Annotated in this window: 25 protein-coding genes; 13 read left to right on the top strand and 12 right to left on the bottom strand. The window is 66.7% G+C overall.

The window, feature by feature from the left end; all coding sequences use genetic code 11:
* Positions 1 to 168: 168 nt before the first annotated feature.
* Complete coding sequence (locus FFS10_RS11355) at positions 169 to 720, bottom strand: ImmA/IrrE family metallo-endopeptidase (RefSeq protein WP_137894572.1); 552 nt, start codon at positions 718 to 720, stop codon at positions 169 to 171.
* The gene (locus FFS10_RS11350; protein WP_137894570.1) at positions 720 to 1070 is read right to left on the bottom strand and encodes a helix-turn-helix transcriptional regulator; all 351 of its coding nucleotides are present in this window, start codon (positions 1068 to 1070) and stop codon (positions 720 to 722) included. The genes FFS10_RS11355 and FFS10_RS11350 overlap by 1 nt, the downstream gene beginning before the upstream one ends.
* Positions 1071 to 1253: 183 nt before the next feature.
* On the opposite strand from FFS10_RS11350, the gene FFS10_RS11345 reads away from it, so the two are divergent.
* The 5 genes from FFS10_RS11345 to FFS10_RS11325 are packed head-to-tail and all read left to right on the top strand — an operon-like array spanning position 1254 to position 5261.
* The gene (locus FFS10_RS11345) at positions 1254 to 1514 is read left to right on the top strand and encodes a hypothetical protein (protein ID WP_137894568.1); all 261 of its coding nucleotides are present in this window, start codon (positions 1254 to 1256) and stop codon (positions 1512 to 1514) included.
* Between the two features lie 9 nt (positions 1515 to 1523).
* Positions 1524 to 1904: an E2/UBC family protein gene (locus tag FFS10_RS11340; protein WP_137894565.1), complete on the top strand. Its 381-nt coding sequence runs from the start codon at positions 1524 to 1526 to the stop codon at positions 1902 to 1904.
* 2 nt (positions 1905 to 1906) lie between these two features.
* Complete coding sequence (locus FFS10_RS11335; RefSeq protein WP_137894563.1) at positions 1907 to 3229, top strand: HesA/MoeB/ThiF family protein; 1323 nt, start codon at positions 1907 to 1909, stop codon at positions 3227 to 3229.
* Between the two features lie 2 nt (positions 3230 to 3231).
* A complete protein-coding gene (locus FFS10_RS11330; protein ID WP_137894561.1) occupies positions 3232 to 4743 on the top strand; it encodes a phosphotransferase in 1512 nt (503 codons plus the stop codon).
* Entirely contained in the window at positions 4740 to 5261 is a 522-nt protein-coding gene (locus FFS10_RS11325) for a ubiquitination-like system serine protease family protein (protein ID WP_137894559.1), read from the top strand. Before FFS10_RS11330 ends, FFS10_RS11325 begins: the two co-directional genes overlap by 4 nt.
* A 606-nt stretch (positions 5262 to 5867) precedes the next feature.
* Here FFS10_RS11325 and FFS10_RS11320 read toward each other — a convergent pair.
* Genes FFS10_RS11320 through FFS10_RS11295 form a run of 6 tightly spaced genes read right to left on the bottom strand, consistent with a single transcriptional unit; the run spans position 5868 to position 11370 of the window.
* Positions 5868 to 6872, bottom strand: a complete 1005-nt coding sequence (locus tag FFS10_RS11320) for a transketolase family protein (protein WP_137894557.1) — start codon at positions 6870 to 6872, stop codon at positions 5868 to 5870.
* 17 nt (positions 6873 to 6889) lie between these two features.
* Positions 6890 to 7729 carry a transketolase gene (locus FFS10_RS11315; protein WP_137894555.1) on the bottom strand — a complete coding sequence of 280 codons (840 nt, stop codon included), beginning with the start codon at positions 7727 to 7729 and terminating at the stop codon, positions 6890 to 6892.
* A 20-nt stretch (positions 7730 to 7749) separates the two neighbouring features.
* Complete coding sequence (locus FFS10_RS11310) at positions 7750 to 9009, bottom strand: TRAP transporter large permease (protein ID WP_137894552.1); 1260 nt, start codon at positions 9007 to 9009, stop codon at positions 7750 to 7752.
* A 13-nt stretch (positions 9010 to 9022) separates the two neighbouring features.
* On the bottom strand, positions 9023 to 9529 hold the full coding sequence (locus FFS10_RS11305) for a TRAP transporter small permease (protein ID WP_137894550.1): 507 nt from the start codon (positions 9527 to 9529) through the stop codon (positions 9023 to 9025).
* Positions 9530 to 9583: 54 nt separating this feature from the next.
* Positions 9584 to 10567, bottom strand: coding sequence for a TRAP transporter substrate-binding protein (locus tag FFS10_RS11300; protein ID WP_137894548.1), 984 nt, complete (start codon positions 10565 to 10567; stop codon positions 9584 to 9586).
* A 53-nt stretch (positions 10568 to 10620) separates the two neighbouring features.
* Complete coding sequence (locus FFS10_RS11295; RefSeq protein ID WP_137894546.1) at positions 10621 to 11370, bottom strand: SDR family NAD(P)-dependent oxidoreductase; 750 nt, start codon at positions 11368 to 11370, stop codon at positions 10621 to 10623.
* Positions 11371 to 11512: 142 nt separating this feature from the next.
* Between FFS10_RS11295 and FFS10_RS11290 the strand changes: the two genes are divergently transcribed.
* The 4 genes from FFS10_RS11290 (at position 11513) to FFS10_RS11275 (ending at position 15196) form a co-directional block, all read left to right on the top strand.
* Positions 11513 to 12406 carry a LysR substrate-binding domain-containing protein gene (locus FFS10_RS11290; RefSeq protein ID WP_137894642.1) on the top strand — a complete coding sequence of 298 codons (894 nt, stop codon included), beginning with the start codon at positions 11513 to 11515 and terminating at the stop codon, positions 12404 to 12406.
* A 162-nt stretch (positions 12407 to 12568) separates the two neighbouring features.
* A complete protein-coding gene (tkt, locus tag FFS10_RS11285) occupies positions 12569 to 14548 on the top strand; it encodes a transketolase (protein ID WP_137894544.1) in 1980 nt (659 codons plus the stop codon).
* A 70-nt stretch (positions 14549 to 14618) separates the two neighbouring features.
* Positions 14619 to 14870 (top strand): type II toxin-antitoxin system ParD family antitoxin, encoded by a 252-nt coding sequence (locus FFS10_RS11280; RefSeq protein ID WP_137894542.1) that lies wholly within the window; start codon positions 14619 to 14621, stop codon positions 14868 to 14870.
* Entirely contained in the window at positions 14867 to 15196 is a 330-nt protein-coding gene (locus tag FFS10_RS11275; protein ID WP_137894540.1) for a type II toxin-antitoxin system RelE/ParE family toxin, read from the top strand. The genes FFS10_RS11280 and FFS10_RS11275 overlap by 4 nt, the downstream gene beginning before the upstream one ends.
* 40 nt (positions 15197 to 15236) lie before the next feature.
* Here FFS10_RS11275 and FFS10_RS11270 read toward each other — a convergent pair whose 3' ends face one another.
* Together FFS10_RS11270 and egtD are read right to left on the bottom strand one after the other, a co-directional pair.
* Positions 15237 to 15542 (bottom strand): hypothetical protein, encoded by a 306-nt coding sequence (locus FFS10_RS11270; RefSeq protein ID WP_137894538.1) that lies wholly within the window; start codon positions 15540 to 15542, stop codon positions 15237 to 15239.
* 80 nt (positions 15543 to 15622) lie between these two features.
* Positions 15623 to 16609: an L-histidine N(alpha)-methyltransferase gene (gene egtD / locus FFS10_RS11265; protein WP_137894536.1), complete on the bottom strand. Its 987-nt coding sequence runs from the start codon at positions 16607 to 16609 to the stop codon at positions 15623 to 15625.
* 85 nt (positions 16610 to 16694) lie between these two features.
* Between egtD and FFS10_RS11260 the strand changes: the two genes are divergently transcribed.
* The 4 genes from FFS10_RS11260 to phnE are packed head-to-tail and all read left to right on the top strand — an operon-like array spanning position 16695 to position 20192.
* Positions 16695 to 17567: a putative selenate ABC transporter substrate-binding protein gene (locus FFS10_RS11260; RefSeq protein WP_137894534.1), complete on the top strand. Its 873-nt coding sequence runs from the start codon at positions 16695 to 16697 to the stop codon at positions 17565 to 17567.
* Between the two features lie 16 nt (positions 17568 to 17583).
* Positions 17584 to 18417 carry a phosphonate ABC transporter ATP-binding protein gene (locus FFS10_RS11255; RefSeq protein ID WP_137894532.1) on the top strand — a complete coding sequence of 278 codons (834 nt, stop codon included), beginning with the start codon at positions 17584 to 17586 and terminating at the stop codon, positions 18415 to 18417.
* A gap of 3 nt (positions 18418 to 18420) precedes the next feature.
* Positions 18421 to 19263: a PhnE/PtxC family ABC transporter permease gene (locus FFS10_RS11250; RefSeq protein ID WP_137894530.1), complete on the top strand. Its 843-nt coding sequence runs from the start codon at positions 18421 to 18423 to the stop codon at positions 19261 to 19263.
* A 59-nt stretch (positions 19264 to 19322) separates the two neighbouring features.
* Entirely contained in the window at positions 19323 to 20192 is an 870-nt protein-coding gene (gene phnE / locus FFS10_RS11245; RefSeq protein WP_137894641.1) for a phosphonate ABC transporter, permease protein PhnE, read from the top strand.
* Here the strand turns inward: phnE and FFS10_RS11240 are convergent.
* Both FFS10_RS11240 and ftsY read right to left on the bottom strand, forming a co-directional pair.
* Positions 20179 to 20946 carry a DUF3047 domain-containing protein gene (locus FFS10_RS11240; protein ID WP_137894528.1) on the bottom strand — a complete coding sequence of 256 codons (768 nt, stop codon included), beginning with the start codon at positions 20944 to 20946 and terminating at the stop codon, positions 20179 to 20181. The genes phnE and FFS10_RS11240 overlap by 14 nt on opposite strands.
* Positions 20947 to 21039: 93 nt before the next feature.
* On the bottom strand, positions 21040 to 22044 hold the full coding sequence (gene ftsY / locus FFS10_RS11235) for a signal recognition particle-docking protein FtsY (protein WP_137894640.1): 1005 nt from the start codon (positions 22042 to 22044) through the stop codon (positions 21040 to 21042).
* Positions 22045 to 22047: the final 3 nt, after the last annotated feature.

Below are 22047 nucleotides of genomic sequence, written 5' to 3'. Positions count from 1 at the left end.
GTATGCCCCTTCCACTACCTACAAAGGGACTCTCGTTATCAATCCGCTCGCAGTCGAACCAGAAAAAGCCCGTCCCTGCTCCAGGCGACCGGCAGTTCACCAGTCGTCTCGAACGTCCCCCTTTTTCGCGCCACTGTGGAGAGCGAAGAGCAAAGCGTATGCGCTTTTTTAGAAAATTGAGTCGAGGACGTCTAACTGGCGCAGTCGAATCGTCATTGCTTGCTCACTGACACCAAATTCTGCTGCTAGTGCTGCGACGTCAAGTTCGTCCCAGAACTCTCGACCAACTGTCTTGGAAAGAAGCAACTCTCTCGGCATCAATAGAGCGGACGCAAACTGATTTGCTTCCTTCTCTTCGGCTGGAGTAGTTGTGGAGCCAGGTTCTTCATAGACACCAGAAGCTGCGGAGCCTCTGCGCTGATACGCGCGCAAATGTGTGTCTATGAACAGCCTGTCGCCAGAGTTGTGATGCAGTACTAGATGCCCCAGCTCGTGCGCTATGGTGAATCTCTGACGATTGGGATGGTGGGCTTTATTCACCATGATGTGGCGCTCATCTCCTCGTATGAGGAGAACACCAGAGACCATGTCTTCAAAAGTCTGCTGATGTATTTCTGCCTTCAAGAACGTCGCAATCCTGTGCAGAGGGATTGGAGTTTTGAGAACGCCTACGCTGTGAAGCAGGTCACTCGCGGAGCGTTCGATTTCTTCGTTTCGCATCAGGAGCTCCTAAGTCGTTCCAACACAGCTTGTTTGACAAGTGGAGTCATTTCCACAGTGTTGCTCGCGAAGGAGAACTCCTCCAATGTTGCTTCGGCTTCGGCCTGAACTTCGGCGATACGAGGCATGACATCAAAAATCGGGGCTCGCAGAGCCTCGCAAATTCGATAGAGAACGTGCAGCGGCACCTTCTGGTTCCCACGTTCAATGTTTGTGATGGAGGTCCGTTCTAGGCCAACCATCTCCGCCAATTCAGCTTGCGTTAAGCGCGCTCGACTGCCTGTTTGTGCCTCACGCAACTGGCGAATCTTCTGACCGACCTCCTTGAACAGGCGTCGTTCATCAATCATGTAGTACGTCTCCCGATACCTACCTTCATCCTAGTCCCGACCTTGCTATATGTCAAGGATGTTGACATAAGGCCATGCATCTTACATTAGTCAGTATAATTGACATTGTGTTTAATGTTGACATTCCGGCTGGATTGTCGTTAAATCCTTCTACTTGCCCAACGGATGGGCTGGGAGCTTGAGATGAGCAACGACAACAAGCCGTCGAAAACCTACTTCTTCTTCGTCGGCACCACTAGGTACGAGACCGAGCTGTCGGTCGTTAGCGGCGCGTACGTCAAATCGCGCATCGCCGACCTCCCCGACAAGGCCGGTCTGGAGCTGGAGGGCCATGGCAACGATATCGACAAGCCGTTCGGCGATGCCGACACGGTGTCGCTCGAGCTCGGCCACGGCGAAGGCCCGCGCCGTTTCAACATCGTGCCGCCTGCCAACTTCGGCTGAGGTGTCGCCATGGGGCCGCTTGAGACTCAGCTGCAGCGCCTGAAGGAGCGCTACGCGGATGCGACCTGGGAGGACAGGGGGCACCTGGGGTTGTTCGTAACCATCCCCAACTTCAGCCTGCCGCCGGGCTGGAACAAACCCGTGGCCCAAGTGAAATTCCTGGTCCCGCAGGGCTTCCCGTATTCGCCGCCTGACTGCTTCTGGGCAGATGGCGACCTTCGGGTCCAAGGTCGTCCGGAGATGCCCCACGCGACCCAGAACAACGCGATGGTTCCTGAGATGGCTGGCTGGGTGTGGTTCTCGTGGCACCTGGCGCAGTGGAATCCCAACCGGGACGACTTGCTCAGCTGGGTGGCCTGTATTCGCGACCGCTTCTTGAGGGTCCAGTGACGATGCTTCGGCTCCAACTGCCCCAAGCCCTGCAGCTGCAATCAGCTGCCTCTTCGCGCGATGTCGAGACGTGCGCTGCCGGCTTGGTTTTCCCTGCGGGAACCCGCGACGGCGAGCCGGTCTTTACCGTCCGGCAGCTCCGTGAAGTCCAACCTGAGGCCTACGACGAGCGCACCGCGCGTGCGGCTTCACTGAAGCCGGCTTTCTGCACCGAAATTGCCAACGCTGCAAAGCTGGCCGGTGCCGGTGTGCTGTTGGCGCACACGCACGTGGGAGAGCGCCCCCTCGAGGAGTTTTCCGGGACGGACGACGACGGCGAAGTGCCGCTTGCGGAGTACTTCGGCCGCCGCCTTCCGGGTGTTCCTTGCTTCACTGCAGTCTTCACCGGCCAGACGGTTCGGGCTCGGGCCCTGGGCGGCAGTGCAGTAGGCATCACCTTCGTTGGTCGCGAGTTGCTGCCGCAACATCAGCATCAGGTCGTCCAGGGCGACCGTTACCACCGCCAGGTCCTCGCGTTTGGCGAGCGCGGCCAGGCGGCTGTGTCCAGTCTCAGAGTCGCTGTAGTGGGTCTCGGGGGAACAGGTTCGGTCGTGGCGTCACAGCTCGCCCACCTCGGAGTGCGCAGCATGCTGCTCATTGACCCGGACACGGTGGAGGCCACAAACCTCAATCGCCTGGTCGGCGCAACTCCTGGTGACGTTGGCGCTGCCAAAGTTAATGTGGCTGCGCGTCAGGTGAAGGCCATTAGCTCGGACGTTGAAGTCGTCGCCTTGCAAGGCGACGTGGCGAACGACGAGGTAGCACGCGCACTGCTGGAGACGGACTTCATCTTCGGGTGTACCGATTCGATGGCGAGCCGTGCCGTCTTGAACCAGCTGGCCTACCAATTCCTCATTCCCTGCATCGACATGGGCGTGGGCATCCATGTCGTCGATGGCGACGTGCGGTTCATCGCAGGTCGAGTCCAGATGCTCAGTCCTGGGCTTGCGTGTCTGGTGTGCACCGACAAGCTTGACTTCGAGCAGGTCCGGCGGGAAATGATGACTGAAGCGCAGCGCAAGGCGGACCCTTACATTCAGGGCGAAGCGGTGCCGCAGCCGGCCGTGATTTCCCTGAATTCCACGGTCTCATCTGCTGCAGTGACGATGTTCCTGGCGGCGGTCGCTGGCGTGCCGTCCGCCGCACGGATGCTTACCTACGACGGCAAACTGGGCACGATGCGCGCGGTTGGCATGGACCCGCGAGCGGGCTGCGTTGCGTGCGCGGAAGAAGGTGGGCTGGGCCGCGGCGATAGGTGGCTCTTGCCAACGCGCAGAGGCTCCTAGCGATGCAGCGGCCGCAGCTTTACTGGTTCGGAAAGGCCCCGGACGAGCAGCAGGTGGCGCTGGTGCAGGAGCACAAGCTCGAACTGCGAGTTCACGCAAATGGCCAACCGCCCGATTTTCAGCACGCGTGTGCGGCGCTCTTCTGGGCCACGGAAGGGCACTTTGCGCCAGCAGCTGTGTGCCTGCGGGACCATGTCAAGAACGCCTTGGATGATGGCGTCTACGTTGTTGCCGTCGTGTCCGCAGCCGAAGATGATGAGCGCCTGAAAAACGTTTCCAAGCTGTTCGATGGCGTCGACCCTTCAAATGCGCGCAAGTCTCACCATCGGGTGTTGTCCGCGCCCGTCGACCTTCACCAGCTGCTGCATCAGGTCCTGGTGCACGCACCCGGGGTGGCGAGGAACACAGCTTTGACCATCGCCGGTGACGTGCAGGTCCCCAAAGAGGGCAGGTTCTTGCTGCAGCGTGCGTTTCATGACTGCACCTCGGTCTCCCTGGAGCCCATCGCCCCAGGTTTCTCCGGCGCGGACACGTTCATCGTCAAGGCAACGTTGAAGGATTCGTTCGCAGGGCCCGAGCCGCGCCCGTTCTTCGCGAAGGTCGGCGGCTCAGCCGAGCTCCAGAAGGAGATGCAGGCTTTCAGCAGTTTTGCCGAGCATCATGTGCCTTGGTACCTGCGGCCGAACTTCGTTGCCGAGCGGACCACTTACGGGGTCGAACACGGGATTCTCGTCGGCACGTTCGTGCAGAACTCGTGTTCTCTCGCAGAAGCAGTTCGCACGCCGAACGGTGCGCGCCACATCAAGAGCTTGTTCGAAGAAACCCTGGCGGGTTTGCGGCAGCAAAAGCGAGCGACGGCGACTGCTTCAGAGCAAAGGTCGGTCGTGAGTGCCCTGAAGGATTTCTGCAAGCGCGAAAAGGTGCCGCCGCAGCGGTGGAAGGATGCCACCGCCAAGTTCGGCGGGGAGCTCGTGGACGCGGATACGCTTTGGTGGAGGCTGTTGGACCTTCCCAAGCGGGAGTGGCGCTGCTCCGCCATTCACGGCGACCTGCACGGGGAGAACGTGCGGGTGCGCAAGGAAGACGCAATCGTCATTGACTTTGCGCACGCCTCTACCGGGCCAGCCTGTGCAGATTTGGCTCACCTCGAGGTCTCATTGGTCTTCGACACGAGCAAGGGCGACCAGCAGGGCGACGATTGGCGACGCGTGGTCGACGGCTTGTACGAGTCCGACGCCATCTCGGCTAGCCTGACCCCTGGCGCCCCTGTACAGGGAAGCACGTGGATTCACGAGGCGGTTGCCGAAATCCGCGCCCTTGTGCCTGCATCGGTCGTGGATGCAGATGAGTACAAGCGGGTTTTGGCCGTGTACCTGCTGCGTCAGGCCAGCTATCCGGCCAGCAAGAAGTTTCCGGAGCACGATGAGTACCGGCGGACGTTCGCGTACTGGCTTGCGTGCCGGCTCACCGAGAGTCTGCAAGCCGAGGCTTCGTCTACAGTGGCGGTGCAATGAGTAAGCGAGCAGACCGGCTCACCTTCAAGGGTGAGGTCACCCACCGCCACGAGGCCGACGAACTCCTGGGCAAGCCAGGTGAGGCCGCCCTCGTGCGGCGCGGCGTGCTTCGTTCCATGGTCATGGCCTGCCCCGATGGTTGCGGCGAGATGCTGACCATCAACTTGGACGGCCGCGCGGGCAAGGCCTGGCGTTTCTACGCCCACGGTAACGACCTGTCGCTCTTCCCCTCGGTGTGGAGGGACAGCGGATGCGAAAGTCACTTCATCCTGTGGCGCTCGCGCATCTACTGGTGCGATTGGGGTGACGAGCTCGAGGTGCCCATGGTCGAAGTTGTAGCCAAGGTGCACGAAGCGCTGGGTCCGCAGCTCGAAAGCTACACGAGCATCGCCGAGCGGCTCGAGTTAGTCCCTTGGGCAGTGCTCTCTGCTTGCGGCAAGCTGCGGCGAGAAGGTCTCGCCGTCGAGGGCAAGGACAAGCTACGCGCCCACTTTATGAAAGCGCCGGGTCGCGGATAGCGCTCCTACGCGCCGAAGTGCTCATGGGCACTTACGCGTTACGGCATTCACATGCAGGAGTCACCTATAGCTTCGACGGACCGATGACGCGGGGCCGCGTCAACCGTGTCCGCGTATGTCAGCAGTTCACGCCAGACAAGACGTTGACTTGACCAGCACCGGCGCGTGGCGATGACTGGTATGTGGCCGAGACCGTGAATTCGGTTGGCGGCTGCCACCGGCAGCAACCGCTGCAAAGCTGACCTCTACCCGAGTGAGCCGAAAGACCGCATCGGGCACGTCTCGCGCTTTGACGGTTCGCTCTTCGCCGCAACGTTGTCCGTCGCTTCATGGCCGTCACTTCCAGTTCGCGGACGGCCGATCTTTTCGAGTGCGGGCGGCAGCAACGGGTCATGCTGCGCATCGACAGTCGGGTCTGCGGCACGAGATCGGCCGTCGTCTCCTTGCATGCCGGTGTTAGTGAGCGCGAGCGTCAGGTCTCATCCGGCCGGTGTGGCGACGAGCCATGAGCTTGCCCGTCGCGGCCGCGGATCGGCAAGGCCCACGCGCAGCGCCGCTGATCCAGATCAACGGCGGCGCGGGTGCGATGGATTGCCGCTCAGGCTCTCAGCCCAGCCAGCCCTTGATGCGGCCGGCCAGGGCCTCGCGGCTGATGCCGTAGCGCTCGTGCAGGGTCGGCAGGGCGCCTGCATCGAGGAAGGCGTCGGGCAGGCCCGCCAGCTGGAAGCCCGCGGGGTGGACCCGGTGGCGCAGCAGCGCGCTCGCGACCGCCTCTCCCAGACCGCCGATCACCGAGTGGTTCTCGGCGACCACGACGAGGCGCGCCTTGCGGCCCACCTCCTCGACGATGCGGGCCTCGTCCAGCGGCTTGATGGTCGGGCAGTGCAGTACCGCGACGCCCAGCCCGTCGGCCTGCAGCGTCTGGGCGACCTCGAGCGAGCGCATGGTCATGAAGCCGCTGGAGATGATCAGCACGTCAGCGCCGTCGCGCAGCAGCTTGGCCTTGCCCAGCTCGAAGCGGTAGTCGTATTCGTCGAGCACCAGCGGCACGTTGCCGCGCAGCAAGCGCATGTAGACCGGGCCCTGGTGGGCGGCGATCTGCGGCACGGCCTGCCCGATGTCCAGCGCGTCGCAGGGGTCGACGATGGTCAGGCCGGGGATGGCGCGCATCATCGCCAGGTCTTCGGTGGCCTGGTGGCTGGGGCCGTAGCCGGTCGTCAGCCCGGGCAGGGCGCAGCACAGCTTGACGTTGAGGTTTTCCTCGGCGATGACCTGGTGGATGAAGTCGTAGGCTCGGCGGGTGCCGAACACGGCATAGGTGGTGGCAAACGGCACCAGGCCCACCTTGGCCATGCCGCCCGCCGCCCCCATGAGCAGCTGCTCGGCCATGCCCATCTGGAAGAAGCGCTCGGGGTGGGCCTGTGCGAACAGGTGCAGGTCGGTGTACTTGGCCAGGTCCGCCGTCATGCCCACCACTTCGGGGTGGCTGGCGGCATATTCGGTCAGGGCCTTGCCAAAGGGCGCGGCCTTCACCCGCTGCCCTTCGGCCGCGATCGAGGCGATCATGGCCGAGGTGGTCAGGCGGGGTTTCTTTTCGGTCACGGCATTCATGCTCTTGCTCCTGGGCGTCAGGGACGGTTGGCGTCCAGCCAGTCGAGGGCCTGCTGCCACTCCGGCTGATCGACGCGAATGAAGTGGTTCTTCTCGCGGGCCTCGAGGAAGGGCACGCCCTTGCCCATCAGGGTGTCGCACAGGATCACGCGCGGCTTGGCATCGGGCAGCTGGCGCGCCGTGTCGAAGGCGCGCAGCACGGCGGGCAGGTGGTTGCCGTCCACGCGCTGCACATGCCAGCCGAACGAGGCCCATTTGTCGGCCAGGGGCTCGAAACCCAGCACCTTGGACGAGGGCCCGTCGGCCTGCTGGTTGTTGACGTCCACGATGCAGATGAGATTGGACAGACCGTGGTGGCTCGCGGCCATGGCCGCCTCCCAGGTGGAGCCCTCGTCCAGCTCGCCATCGGACATGGAGTTGTAGACGAAGGCCGGGTTGCCGCGCGTGCGCAGGCCCAGCGCCATGCCGACGCCGATGGGCAGGCCCTGGCCCAGCGAGCCGCCGGACATCTCCATGCCCGGGGTGTAGGTCGCCATGCCCGACATGGGCAGGCGGCTGTCGTCGCTGCCATAGGTCTCGAGCTCGGACTCGGGAACGATGCCCGCCTCGATCAGGGCCGCGTAGAACGCGATGGCATAGTGGCCGTGCGAGAGCAGGAAGCGGTCACGGCCGTCCCACTGCGGGTCATCGGGCCGGAAGCTGAGCGCGTGGCCATAGGCCACGGCCAGCACATCGGCGTAGCCCAGGGCCTGGCCGACATAGCCCTGGCCCTGCACCTCGCCCATGCGCACCGCATAGCGGCGGATGCGCCAGGCGCAGTGCGCGATCTCGGACAGTTTGTCCTGTTGGTTCGTCATGGATAGCTCCGGAACATGCATCACTTGAAGATCAATGCGGGGAAATAGGACACCAGCAGCAGAACGCCGAAGGCCACCAGGTAGAACGGCCCCAGCTCGCGCACCGTCTCACCCACCTTGACCTTGGCCACCGCGCTGGTGATGAACAGCGTGGTGCCCACCGGCGGGGTGTACAGGCCGATCGCCAGGTTCACGGTCATCATGATCCCCAGTTGCACCAGGTCCATGCCGATCGCATTGGCCAGCGGCACGAACACCGGCGTCAGCAGCAGCACGGCGGCCGGCAGGTCGATGAACATGCCGCAGACCAGCATCAAAAGGTTCATCAGCAGGATCACGCTCCAGCCACTGGAGAGATGGGCCTGGGCCCAGCCCACCACGCCATCGGGCATGCGGTCGAAGGTCAGCAGCCAGCCGATCGCGGCCGACGCCATGATCACCAGCAGCACCACCCCCGTGGCCAGGCCGGCCTCGACGACGCAGGCATGCAGGCGCTTGAAGCCCAGGTCGCGGTAAATGACGGCGGACACCACGCCGGCATACAGCGTGGACAGCACGCTGACCTCGGTCGGCGTGGCAATGCCGAAGCGCAGGAACACCACGATCAGCACGGGCAGCACGAGCGCCGGCGAGGCGTAGAGGAGTTGGCCTCGAAACACCGTCCAGTCCAGCTTGCGCATTTCGCGCGGGAAGTTGCGGCGCCTGCCGACCCACCAGCACACGGCCATGAAGCCGACGCACATCAGCAGGCCCGGCAGGATGCCCGCGACGAACAGGGCCGCAACCGAGGTGTTGCTCGACAAGGCGAACAGGATCATCGGGATCGAGGGCGGGATCAGGATGTCGATCGTCGCTGCCGCCGCCAGCGTGGCCGCCGAGAACGCTGGCGGGTAGCCCAGGCGCTTCTGCCAGGGAATCAGCAGCGAACCTATGGCCGAGGCATCCGCCACCGCCGAGCCGGAGACGCCGCCGAAGATGGTGGACGACAGCACGCCCACCTGGCCGGGGCCGCCGTGGAAGCGGCCGATCAGGCTGGAGAGCACACTGATCAGGGCCTCACCCAGCCGGCCCCCCATCATCAGCGAGCCGGTCAGCATGAAGAAGGGGATGGCGATCAGCGGGAAGCTCTGGACCTGGGCCACCATCTGCTGAACCAGCAGATCCAGCGGCACGCGATCCGAGGTCGCTGCGGCCGCCATGGCGGCGACCAGCAAGGCATGCGCGATCGGCACGGCGATCACCGCGGCACCGAGAAAAACGAAGAGGATCAGGGCAGTCATGTCGGTCCTTCTTTCACCAGTGAGCCTCGGGGACGCCCACGGCCGCTGATACCTGAGGTCCTTCGCGCCAGGCATTCCAGGCCGAAATCAAAGCCAGCAGGGACAGCATCAGCATGCCGCTCATGACGCAGGCGTAGGTCACCGAGCCCGGAATCTGCAGAATGGGCGACTTCTCGTCGTGCACGATCTCGAGCATGCGGTAGGTGGCCAGCGCCAAGGTGGCGTACAGGCCGCAGACCATCAGCCATCCCAGCACGGCCAGTCCCTGGCGCAAGTGGCCAGGCAGCTTTTCGACCAGGAAGGTGGTGGTGATATGTGCTCCGCGCTGCGCCGCCAGCACCACGCCGGCGGTCACGAGCCAGGGGAAGAGCAATTCAGGGACTTCGTTGGCCCACTGCAGGCTGGAGCCCGTGGCGTAACGCAACACGGTGTTGGCCGCCAGGATCAGGAAAATCACCAAAGTGCTGACCCACAGCAGCGCCTGGCATACGGCCGTGATGGCCCGCTCAAGATAATTCATGGATGGCTCCCGCCCGCACGCTCGACACGTGCGGGCCAGGGTTGATCAAAACGTTCAGCGTGCGGCGGCGATCACCTTCTTGAGGAAGGGACCGATAGGCGAAGCCAGCCACTTTTCATCCACGTTGGCCGTGGCCTTGGCAAACGGGGCCTTGTCGACAGCGTTGATCTGCACGCCCTTGGCCTTGAGTTCGGCCAGCAGCTTGTCGTCGCTCTCCTTGGACAGCTTGCGCTGCAACTGGGTGGCTTCGGCCGCGGCCTCCTGCAGGACCTTGCGATCCGCTTCGCCCAGGCGGTCCCAGACGCGCTTGCTCATGAGCAGCGGTGTCATCTCGTACTTGTGGCCGGTCAGCGAGATGTACTTGTTCACCTCGTAGAGCTTGCTGGCGTGGATGTTCATCAGCGGGTTTTCCTGGCCATCGACCACCCCCTGCTGCAGAGCCACGTACAGCTCGGCGAACTTGATCTGCTGGGCCTCGGCGCCGAGCGCCTGCATGATGTCCACGGTCACCGCGTCGGGCGGGGTGCGCATCTTCAGGCCCTTGAGGTCCTCGGGCTTGGCCAAGGGCCGCTTGCTGTTGCTCATGTGGCGGATGCCGTTGTCCCAGTAGCCCAGCACGACGAGCCCTTTCTCTGCGGACTTGTCGGCCAGCTCCTTGCCCAGCGGGCCATCCAGCACCTTCCAGACCTGGGGCAGGTCGCTGAACAGGAACGGCATGCCGAAGGCCGCGTACTCGGGCACGGCATTGGCGATGGCCCCCTGCGAGTTGGCACTGATGTCCAGCGCGCCGGTGCGCAGGGCCGTCACCATGGCCGCGTCGTCGCCCAGCTGGGCCGAAGGCGCGACCTGGATCTCGATGCGACCGTTGGACTTGGCCTTGGCCACTTCCGCCATCTTGAGGGCCGCTTCATGGCGCGGATTGCCGGGTGCAGCCCCGTGGCCGAGGGTGAGCTTGACGGCCTGGGCCGAAGCCATCGTCGAGATGGCCAGCAGCGCCGATGCCAGGAGCGTGCGACGCAGGGTGTTGAAGCGATTCATGATCTTGTCTCCTATAGGGTCTTGGGGGGAACTTCGGCCGAGGGCGGGTTCCGTCAGTGGATCAGCATGCCGCCGTTCACATCCAGCGTGACGCCCGTGCAGTACTTGGACAGGTCGCTGGCGAGGAACACCACGCAACCGGCCACGTCGCTGGGGTCGCCGATCCGCGCCAGCGGGATGCCGTCCAGGATGGACTGGCGCTTGTCCTCGGGAATCTTGCCCTTGTTGATGTCGGTGGCGATCAGGCCCGGCGTCACGCAGTTGACCCGGATGTTGTTGCCGCCGTACTCGCGGGCCATGGCACGGGCCAGACCCAGCACGCCGGCCTTGGCCGCCGAGTAGTGCGGGCCGCCCAGGATGCCGCCGCCGCGCTGCGCGGACACCGAGGAAATGCAGACGATGGAGCCGCTGTTCTGGGCCAGCATGAGCGGCAGCACGGCCTGGGAGGCATACAGCGTGCCGCGCAGGCTGACGTCCATGATGCGGTCGTAGTCCGCGCCGCTGATCTCGAGGAACTTCACGGGCTGGGTGATGCCGGCGTTGTTGACCAGGATGTCGACGCGGCCCAGCTGGGCCTTGATCTGGGCGACAGCGGCTTCGCACGAAGCCTTGTCGGTCACGTCGGCCACCAGGCCGAGGTGCTGGGGGCCGAGCCGGGCCGCTGCCCCCTGCGGCTCCGCCACCGCGAGGTCCAGGATCACCACCGTGGCGCCCTGCTCGGCCATCATGCGGGCGGTCGCGAAACCCAGACCGTTGATACCCGCGCCGCCGGTGATGACGGCCACCTTGTCTTTCAGCAGCATGCGTGTCTCCTTTGCTTGAACTGCGTTGATGAACTTGGCGCGATTCTGGGTGGCCGCTTGGTTGAAGACAAACGATATAAACTCAAGCTCAATTCAATTTCGTTCATGCTGCATTGCAGCAATCGAAGGCCTTTCTCAAACCATGATCCCCCCCTTGAGTGCCTTGCAGGCCTTCGAGGCCGTCGCCCGGCGCAAGAGCTTTGCGCTGGCGGCCAATGAGCTGCATCTCACCCCTTCTGCGGTCAGCCACCAGGTCGCCAAGCTCGAAGCTCTGCTGGGGCTGAGGTTGTTCGAGCGGTCGGCCAGGGGGGTGGAGCTGACCCCTGCAGGGCAGAACTATCTGCAGCGTGTGGGCAGCGCGCTTGGCGCGATCAATGCGGCCACGGAGGATTTGCGTCATGGCGTGCAGGACAGCTTGTACGTGCACTGCAGTCCCAGCTTCGCCAGCCTTTGGCTGATGCCGCGCATAGCGCGTTTCGCCCAGCTTTATCCAAAGACCTCGTTGATGTTGTCGGCCTCGCATGTCCATTCCGACTTCCAGGTCGGACAGGTGGACCTGGACATCCGTTACGGCTTGCCCAACTGGCCCCACCTGGAGGTGGAACCGATCTTCACGGAAAAGGTCCTGCCGCTGGCCAGCCCCGAGTTCATCCGTACCCATGCCCTGCACGAGCCTGCCGACCTGCTGCGCGTTCCGCTCATCCAGTCCAGCGTGAACGTGGCGCAATGGCCCGAATGGTTTTCGCGCTTCGACCCGGCCAAGCGTCCTGAGCGGATGGCGCTGCGTTTCGACCGCGCCATGATGAGTCTGGATGCGGCGGTGCAGTCACTCGGCGTGGCGCTGGAAAGCGCCAGCCTGGGTCAAGCCCTGATTGCCAGCGGGCGGCTGCAGCCCGTGTTCGAGGAGCAGATGAGCCTGGAGGTGCAGGCGCACTTCCTCGTCTATCCTGCGCGCCACGCGTCACGGCCCGAGGTCCGTGGCTTCATCGACTGGCTGCGCGAAGAGGCGCAACCCGCGCGCCCGCCGCGTGCCTGACTCTGCGTCGCGGGCCAAGCACTCGAGCATGGATGAGAACGATTCATCCACCCGTGAATATTCTTCGCTTGTATTCATGTGTTGAGGCCGGAAGAATCGCGGCCAGATCCTTCATCACCCAGGAGACATGCGCTTCGCCCCTGGCGCGGCGCAACACAGAATATGAGCGCGCACCCGCTGCAACCGCTGGCCCACGCCATCCGCTTTCTCTCCATCGACGCCATCGTGCGTGCCACCGAAGGCCACCAGGGCGTGCCTCTGGGCATGGCCGACATCGCCACCGCACTCTACGCCCGGCACCTGAAATTCAATCCCGCCGACCCCGACTGGTCGGACCGCGACCGCGTGGTGCTCTCCAACGGCCACGGCTCGATGCTGCTGTACGCGCTGCTGTACCTGACGGGCTACGAGCAGATCTCGCTGGAGGAAATCCAGCGCTTTCGCGAACTGGGTTCCCGCTGCGAGGGGCATCCGGAGCGGGACACCGCTTGCGGCATCGAAGTCACCACCGGACCCTTGGGCCAGGGCGTTGCCAATGCCTTCGGCATGGCGGTCGCCGAGGCCTATTTGAATGCCCGCTTTGGCGATGGGCTGGTCAACCATCGCACCTACGCCTTCGTGGGCGACGGCTGCCTGCAGGAGGGGATTGGCCAGGAGATGATCTCGCTGGCCGGGCACCTGCGTCTGTCCAAGCTGACCCTGCTGTGGGACGACAACCGGATCACCGACGACGGCAGCACGGCGCTGTCGATCAGCGAGAACGTCGCCGAGCGCTTCCGCGTGGCCAACTGGCATGTGGAGGAGGTGGACGGTCACGACATCGAGGCGGTGTCGGCTGCCTTGGCGGCAGCGCGTGCCGACGACCGACCGTCCATGATTGCCTGCCGCACGGTGATCGGCAAAGGCATCCCCCGGCTCCAGGGGCAGCGCGGCGGCCACAGCGCCCGCCTGTTCGAAGAGGACGCCCAAGCGGCCCGCGAGCTGCTGCAATGGCCGCACGGCGCCTTTGAAATTCCCGGGGACGTGCTGGCGGCCTGGCGCGAGGCGGGCCGGCGCAGCGGCGCCGAACACGCCGCCTGGCAATCGCGTGTGGCTGCGCTGCCTGCCGTCGAACGAGCGGAGTTCGAGCGCGTGATGCGCGGAGAGCTGCCCGAGGGATGGCAACAGGTCCTGCTGGACTACAAGCAGCGCGCCATCGCTTCGCCGCAGGAAACCGGCGGCATCCTGATCTCGGCCGAGATCAACGACCTGCTGGCCCCGGTCCTGCCCGAGCGCATGGTGGGCTGCGCCGACCTGGAAGCCCCGACCAGCCACAAGCGCGGCCTGCAGGCCTTCACCGCCAGCGACCGCGCGGGCGCCTATGTGCACTGCGGCGTGCGGGAGCATGTGATGGGCGCCATGGCCAACGGCATGGCGGCGCATGGGGGCATCGTGCCGCTGAGCGTGACCTACCTGGCGTTCTCGGACTACGAGCGCCCCGCGATGCGGATGGCAGCGCTGATGGGCTTGCCGGTCAAGTTCGTTTTCAGCCACGACTCCATTGGCGTCGGCAAGAACGGCCCGACCCACCAGCCGGTGGAAATCCTGGCTTCGCTGCGCGCCATGCCGAACATGCTGGTGATGCGCCCGGCCGACGCGGTGGAAGCCGCGGAATGCTGGGAGGTCGCGATGACCCACCGCGACGGCCCCGTCAGCCTGATCTTTGCCAGGCAGAACTTGCCGCCGGTGCGCCGGGAGCACACCCGCGAGAACCTGGCGCGTCGCGGCGGATATGTCTTGCAGGAAGCCGCCTGCGGCCCTCGGCAGGTCACGCTGCTGGCCACCGGCTCCGAAGTGGCGCTGGCGCTGCAGGCGCGCCAGCAACTGGAGGCGGACAGCATCGGCACCGCGGTGGTCTCGCTGCCATGCTGGGAGCTGTTCGACGCGCAGGATGCCGCCTATCGCCGACAGGTGCTGGGCTCGGCCGTGCGAGTGGGCGTGGAAGCCGCGTGCCGCCAGGGCTGGGACGCCTACCTGGGGGCCCGCGGCGGCTTTGTCGGCATGAAGGGTTTCGGCGCCTCCGGTCCGGCCGATGCCCTGTACCGCCTGTTCGGCATCACCGCCGACGCCGTCGCCGCCGAGGCGCGCCGCCTGCTCGACTGAACGGCCGCCGCTGGGCCGGGCGATGTTTGCCGGTCTTGCCAAATTTTGCCAAAGCGCCTAGGCTTGCGCCATGAGCACGATGAACATCTCCCTGCCCGACAGCCTGAAGGCCTTCGTGGACGAGCAGGTGAGCCAGCGCGGCTACGGCACCAGCAGCGAGTACCTGCGCGAACTGATCCGCCGCGATCAGGACAGGCTGCAACTGCGTGGCCTGCTGCTGGCCGGCGCGGCGTCCGGCCCCACGGCGCCGGTGGACGAGTCCTACTTCGAGGGGCTGCGTGAGCGCGTGCGCCGGGCAGCCAAGACCCGCGCGAGGGCGTGAAGGCCAAGCCCGTCATCCCGCGCGAGCGGGCCAGCCGGGACGTCGACGAGGCCTTGGCTTACTACCTCGGTGAGGGATCCGAACAGGCGGCGCTGGGCTTCATCGACGCGCTGGCGGATGCCTACGCCCATATCGGGCGCCATCCGGCCACCGGCTCGCCGCGCCATGCGCACGAGCTGAACCTCCCCGGCCTGCGCTCGTGGCCGCTGACGCGCTACCCCTACCTGGTTTTCTATGTCGAGCGCGCCGACCACATCGATGTCTGGCGCGTGCTGCACGGACAGCGGGATATTCCGGCTTGGATGCGGGAGCCGGATACGTTGTGATGGCGGTTTCTTCGCACCCGAGCGTAACGACACTTGCTTGTTAATCCCAGAACCGAAACCCCAGCCAGGCCACGCCCGCGACCGTGGCCAGCGGCACCGCCATCACGCTGGGCACGAAGAAAAAGGCGGAGACCAGGGGACTGGCCTGCTCGATCAGCCAGCCCAGGCCGAACAGCAGGCAGCCGCTGACCAGGTAGCGCTTGATGTAGCGCGGCAGCCAGCGCGACTGGCCCTTGTTGTAGCGCCAGGCCGCCGCACGCGCGAGCAGGTCGTACTCGCTGGCATCCTTGAACAGCCAGGCGAAGAAGAAATAGCGGTACAGCAGCGCGTGGAATGGGAGTTCCATCGGCGGTCACCTCCCGCCGCCAGATTACTCCGACCGCCGCCGCGGCTCAAGCGTGTTGGCGTACAAAGGCGCAAATACCTTCAGTCGCCGGCCTGCGCCGCGAACACTGCGAACCAGCCGCGTGCGTCGGTCCAGTGCCGGGTGGCGGCAAAGCCGGCCTGGCGCAGCAGGGCGTCGAAGTCGGCGAGCACCCACTTGTAGGAGTTCTCGGTGTGGATGCGTTCGCCGGCGGCGAAGCGCCGCTCGCCGCCGGGCCAGCGCAGCGTCAGCGCCTGGCGGGTTTCGAGGTGCATCTCGATGCGCGAGGCCGCGGCGTCGAAGAAGGCCCGGTGGCGCCAGTCGGCCAGCCGGAAGTCGCTGCCGGCCAGGGCGTTGACATGCAGCAGCAGGTTCAGGTTGAAGGCGGCCGTGACGCCCAGCGCGTCGTCATAGGCCGGCTCCACGATCTCGGCCGGCTTGGCCAGGTCCACCCCGATCAGCAGGGCGCCGCCGGCGCAGGCCGCACGGGCCTGGCGCAGGAAGGCCAGTGCCGCCTCGGGGCTGAAGTTGCCTATGCTCGAGCCCGGGTAGAACAGCAGGCGCGGGCCCTCCTGTGCGGCACCGGCCTCGGGCGGCAGCGCCAGCGACTGCGAGAAGTCCATGCCCACGCCCACGATGTCGAGCGCCGGGTGCTGGCGCTGCAGGCAGCCCAGGGCGTGGCGCAGGTAGTCGACCGAGATGTCCACCGCCACGTAGCGCCGTGGGCGCAGGGCCTCGAACAGGCGCGCGGCCTTCTCGCAGTTGCCCGCGCCCAGGTCCACCAGGGTGGCGCCCGCCGGCAGGTGGTCGGCCATCGCGGCGCCGTGCGCCGCGAAGATGCCGGCCTCGGTGCGCGTGGGGTAGTACTCGGGCAGCTCGGTGATCGCGTCGAACAGGCGCGAGCCCAGCGCGTCGTAGAGGTACTTGGGCGCGATGGAGGGGCGGGGCGCCTGCAGGCCGCGCAGCAGTTCCTCGCGCACCGCCGCGCGATCCTCGTGGTAGAGCTGGACGAAGCGGGGCAGGCGCGGAGCGGGGAGGGTGTCGGCCATGGCGCGAATGTAGCAGGGCGCGACGGGGAGGGTGTGACGGTCTTGGGGTCTAATCCGGGTTGTTGCATTTAGCGGAGGTCTTTTCATGTTCAACCCGTCCGTTTCGCGCGGCACCTTCCTCAAGGCGCTGGCTGCCGCCGCGCTGCTGGCCCTGGGCGCCCAGGCCTCAGCCCAGGCCGTGTTCCGCTTCACCGCGATTCCCGACGAGTCGCCGACCGAGCTCGCGCGCAAGGCCTCGCCCCTGGTCAAGTACCTGGAGGCCCGGCTGGGCATGAAGGTCGAGTTCACCCCGGTGACCGACTACGCGGCTGCGGTGGAGGTGCTGGCCAACAAGCAGGTCGACATGGCCTGGTTCGGCGGCTTCACCTTCGTGCAGGCCCAGGTGCGCTCGGGCGGCAAGGCCCAGCCGCTGGTGCAGCGCGAGGAGGACGAGAAGTTCCGCTCGGTCTTCATCACCACCGCCCCGGAGATCAAGACCCTGGCCGACCTCAAGGGCAAGAACGTGAGCTTCGGCTCCCAATCCAGCACCTCGGGCCACCTGATGCCGCGCAGCTTCCTGCTGGAAGCCAGGATCGATCCCGACAAGGACTTCAAGCGCGTGGCCTACTCGGGCGCGCACGACGCGACCATCGCCGCCGTCGCGGCCGGCAAGGTCGATGCCGGCGCGCTCAACATCTCGGTGTGGGAGAAGTTCGTCGCCGACAAGAAGGTCGACCCGGCCAAGGTGCGCGTCTTCTACACCACGCCGCCCTATTACGACTACAACTGGACCGTGCACGCCGACATGCCGGCCGCGACCAAGGACAAGCTGGCCAAGGCCTTCCTGGACCTGAGCCGCAACACGCCCGAAGGCAAGGAGATCCTGGAGCTGCAGCGCGCCACGCGCTTCGTGCCGACCAAGGCCGAGAACTACAAGGGCATAGAGGCCGCCGCGCGCAGCGCCGGCCTGCTCAAGTAAGCCCGGAGCTGAACCCATGATGCTGCGGCTGGACCAGGTCTCGGCGCGCCACCCGGCGGCCCGCGCGGCCAGCGCCGCGGCCCTGCGCCGGCTGACGCTGGAGGTGGCGGCGGGCGAGCAGCTCGCGGTGATCGGCCCCTCGGGCGCCGGCAAGACCACGCTGCTGCACTTGCTGGCCTGCGCGCTGCGGCCCTCGGAAGGCGGTCTGACGCTGGCCGGCCGCGACCCCTGGGCCCTGTCGCGCGGCGAGCTGCAAAGCCTGCGCGGCCAGCTGTTCCTGGCGCCGCAGGTGCCGCCGCTGCCGCCGCGCCAGCGCGTGGTTACGGCCGTGCTGGCCGGGCGCCTGCCGCAGATCGGCCTGTGGCACAGCCTGCGCAGCCTGTTCTACCCCACGGCCATCGCCGAGGCCGACGCCGCCCTGGCGCGCTTCGACCTCGGCGACAAGCTGTTCGCGCGCGTCGACCGGCTCTCGGGCGGAGAGCGCCAGCGCGTGGGCCTGGCGCGCGCCTTGGTCGCCGAGGCCAGCCTGTTGTTGGTGGACGAGCCGCTCTCGGCGCTGGACCCCACGCGCGCGGCCCAGGCCATTGCTTCGCTGACCGAGGCCGCGCGCGAGCGCGGCGCCACGCTGGTGACCACGCTGCACCATGTGGAGATGGCGCTGCGGCATTTCCCGCGCATCGTCGGCCTGCGCGAGGGCGAGCTGGCCTTCGACCTGCCGGCCAGCCAGGTCACACCCGAGCGGCTGCAGGCGCTGTACGCCCAGCACCTGGACGAGCTCACCGGGCCCGCGCCTTCGGTGCTGGATACGCCCGCGCCGCCGCCCCAGCCCGCGGTCATGCACTGCCGCTGAGCCATGGCTGCCGCCGCCGCTACCCCTGCTTCGCCCGCGCGGCGCGACCCGGCCTGGCAGGGCAGGCTGTTCTGGACCCTGGCCGCCGGCCTGCTGCTGTGGCCGCTGCTGGTGCTCAGCGAGTTCCGGCCCTGGGTGCTGTGGTCGCCCGAGAGCCTCAAGCCCACGCTGAACTTCCTGGCCGACTTCGTGCCGCCCAAGCTCGAGCCCGACTTCCTCTGGCTGGTGGCGCGCGAGACCTGGCGCACCGTGGCCATGGCCACGGCCGGCATCGCGCTGGCCCTGGTGCTGGCCATACCGCTGACCCTCATGTCGGTGCGCGTGCTCTCGATCTCGGGCCTGGCCGGCCGCATGGCCGCCGGGCCGGCGGTCGTCCGCGCGGCGGTGCGCTGGCTGCTGATCGTGCTGCGCAGCGTGCCCGAGCTGATCTGGGCCCTGGTCTTCGTGCGCGTGGTCGGCCTGGGCCCCACGGCCGGCGTGCTGGCCATCGCGCTGACCTACGGCGGCATGCTGGGCAAGGTCTACGCCGAGATCCTGGAGTCGGGCGAGACCGACGCCACCAAGGCCCTGCTGCGCAACGGCGCGGGCCGCCTGCAGGCCTTCTTCTACGGCCTGCTGCCGCAGAACGCGGCCGAGCTCACCAGCTACACGGTCTACCGCTGGGAATGCGCGATCCGCTCCTCGGCGGTGCTGGGCTTCGTGGGCGCCGGCGGCCTGGGCCAGGAGATGGATTCGTCCATGAAGATGTTCAACGGCTCCGAGGTCGCGACCATGCTGCTGGTCTTCATGGCCCTGGTCTGGCTGGCGGACCGGGCCAGCAGCTGGTTGCGCAAGGCCTTGGGCTGAAGCGTAGACATGATGCAGGAAGAACGGACATGAGCGCCACCGGGCCGCCCCAAGGCGCGATGCCCCCCCCGGGGGGCAGCGAGGACACGGCCGTGCCGGGCGTGGGGGCACGTTCAGCCGCGAACGAGGTCTATCGCCTGCCGCCGCCGCTGTTCGACGCGCGCTGCAAGGCCTGCTGGTTCGTCGCCGGCCTGGTCGTGCTCACGCTGCTGAGCTTCTGGTCGCTGGACCTGCAGTGGGCCAGGTTCATCTCGCTGGACGCGCTGCGCAAGATGGGGCGCTTCCTCGGCGAGCTGCTCTCGCCCAACACCGAGGCGGTTTTCCTGAAGAAGCTGCTGCCGGCCACGCTGGAGACCCTGGCCATGTCGGCCGTGGGCACGCTGCTCGCGGCCGTGCTGGGCCTGCTGCTCGCGCTGCCGGCCAGCAAGACCCATGCGGGGGACCCGGCGCGCTGGCGCGGCGCCACGCGGCTGCTGCTCAACGCGCTGCGCAGCATCCCCGAACTGGTCTGGGCCGCGCTGCTGCTGATCGCGGCCGGCCTGGGGCCGCTGGCCGGCACGCTGGCTCTGGCGCTGCACACCAGCGGGGTATTGGGCCGGCTGTTCGCGGAAGCCGTCGAGAACGCGCCCGAGGGCCCGGCGTTTGCGCTGCGGCTGCGCGGCATCGGCGAGGGGCGGGTGTTCTGCTACGCGACCCTGCCGCAGGTGCTGCCCCAGCTCATGAGCTACACCCTGTACCGCTGGGAGAACAACATCCGCGCCGCCGCCGTGCTGGGCGTGGTCGGCGCCGGAGGCCTGGGCCAGATGCTGGCCTTCCACATGGGCTTGTTCCAGATGGGCGAGACGGCCTCGGTGCTGGCCGCCATGATGGCCCTGGTGTCCTTGGTCGACGCCTGCAGCTACGCGGCGCGCCGCCTCATGGCGCGCTGACGCTGGCGGTGGCCGTGCGGCCGAAGGCGATGTCGCCGACGAAGCCGAGGCTGCGGTCCGCCGTGTTGTCGGCGTCGGCGCCGATCAGCACCCCCTCCAGCGCCGGCACCGTGCCGTTTTCCGGATTGAAGGCGCGCAGGAAGTCGGCGTGGATGTCGCGTTCGTGCATGACCCACTGGCGCAGGCGCTGCTCGCCGCTGTCGAGCACGATCATGCGCAGGCTGGCGGTGAAGGCGTTCTTCAGCACGGTGCCGACCGGCATCGCATGGTCCCAGACATAGCAGAGCGTGGCCGAGGGCAGGGCCTCGCCGCTCATCGCGCGACCTGCGCGCAGCAGTTGCCGGTCCATGAAGCCGAGCTGGTCCATGGGCAGGTCGAACAGCACGCAGACCTTGAGCGGCGAGTCGTCGCCGCGCTTGACTCTGAGGTCGGTATTGAGCAGCGGCTCGTCCAGCCGCCAGCGCCAGCGCAGCAGGGTGCCGGGCGCCGGCGACGCCTTGGCCAGCGCGTGCACCAGGGTGCCGTAGGACTTCTGCGCTTCCACGCGCAGCACCTTGCCGCCGTCGACCTCGGCGATCTGGAAGCTGGTCAGCGGCTTCTTGTCCTTGAACACGCTGACCACGCGCCAGGGCGCCGGCGGATCGCCGGGCGGTGCACTGGAAAACGGCGCCACGGTCTGTGCCTGCGCCCAGCCCAAGCAGGCGGCCAACAGGCCGGCTGCGCCCCTTTGCCACCTCCATCGCAACTGCTTCATGACACATCTCCCGATCTGTCATTTGTAGCGCCTGCGGCGCTTTGTTTCAAACCGCAACCGTCAAATCCAAGGCGGTTTGGTTGCGGCCGATGCTCAGTTCAGCAGCGCCTGGGCGAATTCGCGCGCGTCGAAGGTCTCGAGGTCCTCGAGCTTTTCGCCGACGCCGATGAAGTAGACGGGCACCGGCTTCTCGCGCGCGATCGCGGCCAGCACGCCGCCCTTGGCCGTGCCGTCGAGCTTGGTGACGATCAGGCCGGTCAGCTGCAGGGCCTCGTCGAAGGCGCGCACCTGGGCCAGGGCGTTCTGGCCGGTGTTGCCGTCGATCACCAGCAGCACCTCGTGCGGCGCCGTGGCATCGGCTTTCTGCACCACGCGCTTGATCTTGCGCAGCTCCTCCATCAGGTGCAGCTGGGTCGGCAGCCGGCCGGCCGTGTCGACCAGCACCACGTCCTTGCCGCGCGCGCGGCCGGCGCTCACGGCGTCGAAGCTCACGGCCGCCGGGTCGCCGCCCTGCTGGCTGACGATCTCGACCATGTTGCGGTCGGCCCAGACCGAAAGCTGCTCGCGCGCGGCGGCGCGGAAGGTGTCGGCCGCCGCCAGCAGCACGGTCGCGCCCTCCTGGGCCAGGTGCTTGGTCAGCTTGCCTATCGAGGTGGTCTTGCCCGCGCCGTTGACGCCGGCGACCATGATCACCGTGGGCTTGTGCTCGCCGATCACCAGGGGTTTTTGCAGCGGCGCCAGCAGCTCGGCGATGGCGTCGGCCAGCAGGGCCTTGACGGCGGCCGGCTCGGTGGCCTTGGCTTGCTTGACGCGCTGCTTGAGGTCGGCCAGCAGCTGCTCGGTGGCCTTGACCCCGGTGTCGGCCATCAGCAGGGCGGCTTCCAGCTCCTCGTAGAGCGCGTCGTCGATCTGGGTGCCGGTGAACACCGTGGCGATGCTGGAGCCGGTCTTGCGCAAGCCGGCGCTCAGGCGCTCCAGCCAGCCCTTGCGCTCGGCGGCCGGTTCGGGGGCCGGCGGCGCGGTCTGGGGCGCGACGGGTGCCGTGGCCGCCGCGGGCACGCCGGCCGCGGCCGGCGCGGGCGCTGCCGCGGGTTCCACGGC

The organism is Ramlibacter sp. 2FC, from assembly GCF_005503345.1.
GTDB lineage: Bacteria > Pseudomonadota > Gammaproteobacteria > Burkholderiales > Burkholderiaceae_C > SCMQ01.
This window is presented reverse-complemented; position numbering and strand designations above follow the sequence as displayed.